Consider the following 6182-nt stretch of genomic DNA (forward strand, 5'->3'; position numbering starts at 1 on the left):
GGAAGTTAAGCCGAAAAAATGAAAGGGTGGTTGAAAACATTTGCCCATAAATTTACACAATAACCTGGACTTGACTCGTCTATGTTAAGGAAGTGTGGAAAAATGAAGGTCTTCCTTAATATAGAGTGCGTCTACGTTAAGGAATCGAGAAAAAAATGCGTTGTTCCTTAACATAGAGCCTGTCTATGTTAAGGAAGCATAGAAAAATGACGTCCTTTCTTCATATAGGGCGCGACTACGTTAAGGAAGCACGGAAAAACGAAGGCCTTTCTTCACATAGAGCGCGTCTATGTTAAGGAAGCGAGGAAAATTGAAGGTCTTCCTTCACATAGGAGGCGTCTACGTTAAGAAAGCACGGAAAAACGAAGGCCTTTCTTCACATAGAAGGCGTCTACGTTAAGGAAGCACGATAAAACGAGGCTCTTCCTTCACATAGAGCCCGTCTATGTTAAGGAAGCGTGGAAAAATGAATGCTTTCCTTCACATAGAAGGCGTCTACGTTAAGGAAGCACAGAAAAACGAAGGCCTTCCTTCACATAGAGTGCGTCTACGTTAAGGAAACGCGCAAAAAAAGTGTTGTTCCTTCACATAGAGCCCGTCTATGTGAAGGAAGCATGAAAAAATGACGTCCTTTCTTCATATAGAGTGCGTTTCAAGTGCAAGCTTTTCCCTTATTTATAAAAGTATGTTCATCCGGAGCTGCTAAGCCTGGGACTTTAGAGCCCGGTTTATTCATTGGGTTCTGCAATCGCATGGAAATCGTGTGCATCAAGCGGCACGATTTTTGTTTTTCTTGCGATTTTGTATCCGAACCACAATACAAGAAAGAACGGGATGCCGAGATAGGCCGCAATGACATTTCCCCAGTTGATATGCGGGGCGAGGAATGCCTGGTAGTCCTGGGCGAGTGTCACAATCAGGCAAACGGCAATGGCAAAAATCGGTCCGAACGGATACCATTTCGCTCTGTATGGCAGTTCAGCGAGCGAGTGCCCTTGTGCAAGAAAAGCTTTGCGGAACCGGTAATGGCTAACGCAGATGCCGAGCCAGAAAATAAAGCCGGTGATGCCGATCGAATTCATAAGCCAAATATACACAACACCGTCCCCGAAAATGGAAGTGAAAAACGCAAGCATGCCGACAACTGCGGTTAAAATCATGGCCGGTACCGGGACGCCGCGCCTGTCAAGCTTTGAAAAAATGCGCGGGGCCTGTCCTTCTTTTGCCATTGCGTAAAGCATGCGCGTGGATGCGTACAGGCTGGAATTGCCGGCTGACAGAACGGCGGCCAGGATCACGGCATTCATCATCGAAGCCGCAAAGGAAAGGCCGGCTTTTTTAAAGACAAGCGTGAACGGGCTGACGAGAACATTCTCGCTTTTCAGACTGCTGTTTGTATACGGGACAAGGAGCCCGATGACAAGGATGGCAAGCACATAGAATAATAGAATTCTCCAGAAAACATTTTTAATCGCTTTCGGCACATTTTTCGCCGGATTTTCGCTTTCCCCGGCGGCAACCCCGACAATTTCCGTCCCCTGGAACGAAAAACCGGCCGCAATAAAGACGAGAAAAGTGCCGAGAAACCCGCCCGGAAACGGTGCATTCCCTGTTGTGAAATTTTTTACGCCGGTTGCTTCCCCGCCAAGAAGGCCAAAAACCATCAATAAGCCGACAACGATAAAAAGAATAATCGCCGCCACTTTGATGAAAGAAAACCAGTATTCCCCTTCTCCGTAACCTCTGACGGTCAAATAATTGAGCAGAAAAATAAGTGCAAAAAAGGACATGCTCCATAACAGCGACGGGCTGTGTGGAAACCAGAATTTCATGATCATAATCGAAGCGGTCAGTTCGGCGGCAATCGTCATCGCCCAGTTGAACCAGTAAGTCCAGCCGAGTGCAAATCCGAAAGCGGGATCGACGAATTTTGTCCCGTATGTGCTGAAGGCGCCGCTTGTCGGCATGTAGGCGGACATTTCCCCGAGGCTTGTCATGACAAAATACACCATTGCGCCAACCAGTGCGTATGCCACAAGCGCCCCGCCCGGCCCCGCCGAATGGATCGCCGCGCCGCTTCCGAGAAACAGGCCGGTTCCGATGGCACCCCCGATCGAAATCATAGTTAAATGACGTGCTTTTAGTCCTTTTCGGAGTGTTCTGCCCTGCTGCTTTGGAAGATGGATGTCCTGCTGCTTTTCCAATTCCATTTTTCTTTTCCCCCTTCGTTCGTTTCGTAAGAGCGCTTACAAAATACATCAGTATATATTATCATATCAGGACTATTTGCAATTTTCATGCCAAAGGGTGAGGAACCATTTTTCAGGAGGCAAACGCTGCGCATGCAAAAATTTTTTGCACGTGCGCGAACCCTTTTGTTGATGCCGAATTGGTGCTTTACATGCCGCAAATGGGGGGCGCCTTCCCACCCTTCAGGATGCAAAATCAATTTGCATGTGGGCGTAAAATAACGTCAAAGGGGGGTCACACACAGACGTGGCGAACAGGAGACGATTGTGGCGTCTCCGAGGCACTCAGAAGTGGCGAGCAGGAGACCCCGGTGGCCCGATTTCTGCCGGGGTGCGAATAAAAATGCCATTCGTTTGGAAATGCAGGGACATGTTGCACACCGAGCGTTAGGCACAGTTGAAACCAAAATACCTCTTTTTTATGCAAAAATAAAGCGAGAGATTGTTCAGCCACCAGTTTTCAATCCAATGACAGCATTTTCCCGCGCGCCCAACGTAAGAATGTTTTGTTGTATAATAAAAGCAAAGTAAAAAGAAAACGGTGATAAAAGTGAAAAGCAACTTTTCATTTTTTAAAGGGAAATGGGATGTTCTTGCAAATTTAGGTGAAACGGCTGAGAAAAATGTTTATCAGGATCCGCATACAACGATTATGAAACTAGAGTTAAAACAATCCATCCTCTCCAAAGCCTTCCGCGGCGAGCTTGGAACGAATGATCCGACCGAAGAAAGTGCGATCGAGTTATTAAAAGAAGTGCTGCAGGAACAAGTGAAATAAGCGTAATCATGGCAGGGGCTGTTTGTTGAGTCCCCTGCCTTTTTCTAACTGCCTGGCTAGAGATGATCTTTGAAGCCGGCTGTATTTTACAAACGTCAAATCCCGAGCCGTTTCATCCGGTACTGGAGGCTTTGCCGGCTCAATCCGAGCTGCTCTGCTGCTTTTGATATATTCGACCCGTTTGCCTCAAGCGCCTCTAAAATGCATTGTTTCTCATACTCAAACAGCCGGTCTTTTAAAAGCGGTGATTTTTCCGCCGCCGGAGTGTAGTGGCCGGACTGCCGGTACTGCATGGGCAGGTGGCGGAGTTCAATCATGTCTTCCTCCAGCATGACATTCATCGCTGCCTCAATGATATGCTCCAGCTCGCGTATATTGCCAGGCCAGCGGTACGAACGGAAGAAAGTAAGTACTTCCGGTGTTATTCCCCTGACATTCATTTGAAAAAGAGTGTTGTATTTTTGAATAAAGTGGCGAGTGAGGAGCGGCAAATCTTCCAACCGGTCCCTTAACGGTGGGATAAGCAGCGTCACGACACCAAGCCGGTAGTACAAATCTTTGCGCAAACGGTGATTTGCAATTGCTTCATACGGCGTTTCGTTCATGGTGGCGATCACGCGCACATCGACCGGTTTTTCCTGCGTCCCCCCGATCCGCTTCACTTTTTTCTCTTGCAACACCCGCAAAAGTTTTGCCTGCAAATGAATGTTCAATGCATTGATTTCATCGAGCAAAAGCGTGCCGCCGTCCGCCTGTTCGAACAGCCCTGCGCGGTCAACGGCCCCTGTAAATGCCCCTTTTTTCGTACCAAATAAGATACTTTCAATGAGATTATCGGGAAGCGCTGCACAGTTTTGCGTGATGAACGGTCCCCGGCTTCTTTCGCTTTCGTAATGAATGCTCTGTGCAAACAACTCTTTTCCCGTCCCGGTTTCGCCGATAATCAGCACATAGGAGGAAGTGCGGGCGGCGCGTTTTGCAAATTCAATGACTTCGGAAACCGCCTTGCTTTTTCCGATAATATGATGAAATGTGTAACCGGTATGGGGCTCATGGTTCCGGCGGATGAGACGCTCGATTTTCGTAATGTCCTCCGCAATTTCAACAGCACCCATCAATTTCCCTTTATAATAAAACGGATACGTATGGTTGACGGAGGTGATTTCGCGGCCTTTATTGTTAAAATACGTCTGCTTGACAAGATGACTTTCTTCTCCGGTTTTGAGCGCCTTTAACAGGGTGCTTTCTTCACTGCTGCGGAAGCGGAAAACATCTTCCAATTTTTTATAAAGTACTTCACGGCTGTCCATCCCCTCAATATCCCGCATTTTTTGATTGTAAATCATCGTGCGCCCTTCTTCGTCTACCGCATGAATGCCGGCATCGACGAGATTCATAATTGCTTCATACAACGCGAGGCGTACATCTTTTGTTTCTTCCATGTTGCATCCCCCTCCGATTATAAAAATTTTAAAATATTTTGCGGGTTTCTGCAAAATTTTTTTGCATTTTCACTAAAAAAACCGCACGAAGACCTTTTTTTCATGATGGCATTCTTTTTGCATATGAATGGATAGGGACATTGAAAAGAAAGGGGAAACAAAATGGCACAAGTAAAAGACCAGGCGAAGCAAGTGATTGAAAAAACGGAACAGTTCGGTGCTCATAATTACGCGCCGCTTCCCGTTGTCATTTCGGAAGCGGAAGGGGTATGGGTGAAGGATCCGGACGGCCGCCGTTATATGGATATGCTGAGCGCTTATTCGGCGCTGAACCAGGGGCACCGCCACCCGAAAATCATTCAGGCATTAAAAGACCAGGCGGACCGTGTAACGCTCACATCGCGTGCGTTTTATAACGACAAACTCGGCGAATGGTACGAAAAAGTGTGTCAACTGACGAAAAAGGATATGGTGCTGCCGATGAACACCGGGGCGGAAGCGGTGGAAACGGCGGTCAAAGCTGCGCGGCGCTGGGCATACGATGTGAAAGGCGTGCCGGACAATAAAGCGGAGATCATCGCCTGTACCGGGAACTTCCATGGTCGTACGCTGCTTGCGGTGTCGCTCTCATCGGAAGAAGAATATAAACGCGGGTTCGGGCCGATGATTGAGGGTATCAAGCTCATTCCGTACGGGGATGCGGAAGCACTGAGGGAAGCCATCACCCCGAACACGGCAGCGTTCCTTGTCGAGCCGATCCAGGGAGAAGCTGGCATCAACATTCCGCCAGCCGGGTTTTTAAAAGAAGCTGCGGACATTTGCCGCGCGTCACGGGTGCTTTTTATGGCCGATGAAGTGCAAACCGGGTTAGGCCGGACCGGCAAGCTGTTTGCGGTGGACTGGGAGGGCGTTACGCCGGATGTGTTCATTCTTGGTAAAGCACTTGGCGGTGGCGTCATGCCGATTTCCTGTGTAGCCGCAAATAAAGAAATTCTGGGCGTATTCAACCCGGGGTCGCACGGCTCGACGTTCGGCGGCAATCCGCTTGCATGTGCAGTATCGATCGCAAGCCTTGAGGTAATTGAAGAAGAAAAACTGGTGGAACGTTCGCTCCGGCTTGGGCAGGTGCTCTTGGAAAAATTGCGTGAAATCAAGCACCCGTCGATTAAGGAAATTCGCGGCCGTGGCCTTTTCATCGGCGTGGAGCTCACAGAACCGGCGCGCACCTATTGCGAAGCACTGAAAGAGGAAGGGCTGCTTTGCAAAGAAACGCATGAAAACGTCATCCGCTTTGCCCCGCCGCTCATCATAACGGAAGAAGAGCTGGAATGGGCCGTTGAACGAATCCGGAAAGTTTTCGAGGAGAAAAAATGATCAGAAGCCTGCTCTGCCAAACGGTGGGGCGGCTTTTTTGATTGGGAAGAAATATAAGAGGCGCCCACGCATGCGAAATGTTTTTTGGGGGGCCAGGCAAAAAGAAAAAATAACTATACATTGCCGGTAGGGCCATGCCAAACATTCATTTGGAAAGTAATATGCTGTTCGAGTGTTGCACAGGTAGCAAAAAATATATTGAAAGCGGCGGTTCGCCTATCATTTGTCTTTCGTACATGCGATGAAGGACATTTCATTGCAGGGGAGCCGGTGATTTGTCCTTCATAACCGTGATGAAAGACAATTCGTTGCAAGGGAGCCGGTGATTTGTCCTTCATA

At 48.3% G+C, this 6182-nt stretch carries 5 protein-coding genes; 2 read left to right on the forward strand and 3 right to left on the reverse strand.

What is annotated here, in order from left to right:
* Positions 1-728: 728 nt before the first annotated feature.
* Positions 729-2210 carry an amino acid permease gene (locus tag NFR98_RS15415; RefSeq protein WP_052123276.1) on the reverse strand — a complete coding sequence of 494 codons (1482 nt, stop codon included), beginning with the start codon at positions 2208-2210 and terminating at the stop codon, positions 729-731.
* A 589-nt stretch (positions 2211-2799) separates the two neighbouring features.
* On the opposite strand from NFR98_RS15415, the gene NFR98_RS15420 reads away from it, so the two are divergent.
* Complete coding sequence (locus NFR98_RS15420; RefSeq protein ID WP_251460554.1) at positions 2800-3027, forward strand: hypothetical protein; 228 nt, start codon at positions 2800-2802, stop codon at positions 3025-3027.
* Positions 3028-3122: 95 nt separating this feature from the next.
* Here NFR98_RS15420 and NFR98_RS15425 read toward each other — a convergent pair whose 3' ends face one another.
* On the reverse strand, positions 3123-4469 hold the full coding sequence (locus NFR98_RS15425; RefSeq protein WP_251460551.1) for a sigma-54 interaction domain-containing protein: 1347 nt from the start codon (positions 4467-4469) through the stop codon (positions 3123-3125).
* Between the two features lie 162 nt (positions 4470-4631).
* On the opposite strand from NFR98_RS15425, the gene NFR98_RS15430 reads away from it, so the two are divergent.
* Positions 4632-5843 (forward strand): ornithine--oxo-acid transaminase, encoded by a 1212-nt coding sequence (locus tag NFR98_RS15430; RefSeq protein WP_061087081.1) that lies wholly within the window; start codon positions 4632-4634, stop codon positions 5841-5843.
* A gap of 113 nt (positions 5844-5956) precedes the next feature.
* Here NFR98_RS15430 and NFR98_RS15435 read toward each other — a convergent pair.
* Positions 5957-6182 (reverse strand): hypothetical protein (locus NFR98_RS15435; RefSeq protein WP_251460552.1); only part of this gene is annotated, 226 nt, incomplete at its 5' end.

Origin of the sequence: Weizmannia agrestimuris (genome assembly GCF_943193165.1) — a bacterium.
Taxonomy (GTDB): Bacteria; Bacillota; Bacilli; order Bacillales; family Bacillaceae_C; genus Weizmannia; species Weizmannia faecalis.

Coding starts and splice junctions, on each gene's coding strand:
- NFR98_RS15430 (WP_061087081.1), top strand. CDS start 4,632: ATGGCACAAGTAAAAGACCAGGCGAAGCAAGTGATTGAAAAAACGGAA.
- NFR98_RS15415 (WP_052123276.1), bottom strand. CDS start 2,210: ATGGAATTGGAAAAGCAGCAGGACATCCATCTTCCAAAGCAGCAGGGC.
- NFR98_RS15425 (WP_251460551.1), bottom strand. CDS start 4,469: ATGGAAGAAACAAAAGATGTACGCCTCGCGTTGTATGAAGCAATTATG.